At 66.9% G+C, this 2038-nt stretch carries 1 protein-coding gene and 1 pseudogene; both read left to right on the top strand.

Annotated elements, in window-relative coordinates:
* On the top strand, positions 1-1752 hold a 1752-nt coding region (locus FNH08_RS49370), incomplete at its 5' end, for a tetratricopeptide repeat protein (RefSeq protein WP_228034855.1).
* 160 nt (positions 1753-1912) lie between these two features.
* Positions 1913-2038, top strand: a pseudogene (locus tag FNH08_RS49375) (transposase); the annotation flags it as partial.

Here is a 2038-nt window from a genome sequence, read left to right on the forward strand (position 1 = left end):
GCCCCGGCCACCGCAGAGACCGTACTCACCGCAGAAACCGTACAAACCGCAGAGGCCGCGCACACGGCGAGGACTTGGGGCCCCACCGGGAACGTGCCCACGGTGGGCGAGGCCGCCCCTCCGCCCTACCTCTCCCGCGCCATCCCCACCCTGACGGCGGCAGCGGAACGATGGCCGCACGTCGGATCCGACTACCTCTATCCGCTGCTGAAGCAACACCCCCAGCTGGCCGTCCAGGCCGGCAACGCCGCTCTGCTCGCACTCGCCATGCAGGAGAGCGCCGACACCGCCGCTCTGGAGGCCATTGAGACCGTGCTGCCCAACGGACCACACGCAGACCTCGCCGGGGGCATCGCCGCCATCACGCACCGCGTCATCGGGCCGCGCATCGAACGCACCGACAACCTCCACCTGCATGCCATGTGCCGAACCGAGCTCGCCGAACGGCTGTACCGCGCCGGCTTCCACGAGCGGGCCGCCGACATGGCCCGTGACGGCGTAGAGATCTGGCGCCAACTCGCCGATGACCAGCCGTTCTTCAACGCGCCCCTCCTGGCTTCCTCACTGAACTGGTACGGCGCCTACCTTGCAGAGCTCGGCCAGCAAGAGGAGGCGCTGGAGACGGCCGAAGAGGCCGTCGCACTGAACCGCCGGCTGATCGACGGCGACCATGCCACCTCCCTCGACGAGCAGAGTCTGGGAGACGCTCTGAGCAACCTCGCCACACGGCTGTCCGAAGTGGGCAGGGGGGCCGAAGCCCTAGCCGCCGCAGAGGAGTCCGCCGCCATCAGGGACCGCCTGGGCGCCGACGGAGTCCGCTTCTATGTGAGTGAGGACGCCCGCGCTCAGCTCAACCTCGGCGCGCGTCTGGCAGATCAGGGGCGTACGGAGGAGGCCCTTGCCGCGACCGAGAAAGCCGTGATCGGGTTCCGAAAGACCGTAGAGGTCAATCCGGCAGCCCACACCTTCGACCTCGCCATGGCACTGAACAACTACGGCAGCCACCTGTTCAAGGCCGATCGGCTCGCTGACGCCCTCGCCGCCGCCGAGGAGTCCGTGACCCTATGGCGTCAGCTCGTCCTCAAATGGAGCCTTGCCAACGAGCAAGGGCTCGCCATGGCTCTGTTCAACCTGGGCACCTGCAAAGTAGCTGCGGGACACCAGGCCGAGGCATACGCTGCCACTGAAGAATCGGCCGGGATCTACCGCAAGCTCGCCGCCGGGAACCCTGCGGCCAATGATGAGAGCCTGGCGACAGTGTTGGGCCGCCTCAGCACCCTGCTGCAGTCCGAGGAACGTTACGCCGAGGCCCTGCCGATTACCACGGAGACGGTGACCGTATGTCGTCGGCTGGTCGCGGCCGATCCTGCGGCCCACGAAGCGGGACTCGCACATGCCCTGTTCGAGCAAGGCATGATGCTCTCCGGATGCAACCGGGAACTGGAGGCCCGGTTTGCCGTCGAGGAAGCCGTCGACATCCGCAGACGCCTGGCCGGAGCCGACCCGGCTGCCCACCTGCCGCGCCTCGCCCAAGCCCTGTACGCCTTGAGCTTGTCGAAATACAACATGCATGGCGACATGTCGGACGTCCTGAACACTCTCTCGGAGAGCATGGTCATCTACCGGCGACTCGCCGCCGCCGATCCGGAGACCTTCGCCGACACCGCGCGGGAAGTCAGAGCCACCTTCGCAGAGCTCTTGCCGGAGGCTGAGGGGCGATCACGATCCCGTCGGTTCGGCCGAGCACCGTAAGGTCCGCACCCCAACCTCACCGTCCCGCCTTGCTGCACTGGGCAGCCGTACACCGATGGTGTCGCTGTCTTGCTCTACTACGACAAAGCCGCCGTCCGGGCGGTCCACCCAACGCAGACCGTGACCAATCGGGCGATCCGTCACTTTGCCGAAGCCCTGGGTGTACGGCGCGGAAATCTCCAAGTCCACGATCTCCACGATCACCGACAGCGTGATGGCCGGCATGACGGAGTGGCAGAACCGTCCGCTGGACAGCGTCTACCCGGTCGTCTTCATCGACTGTGTG

The organism is Streptomyces spongiae (assembly GCF_009377185.1).
Classification (GTDB): Bacteria; Actinomycetota; Actinomycetes; order Streptomycetales; family Streptomycetaceae; genus Streptomyces; species Streptomyces spongiae.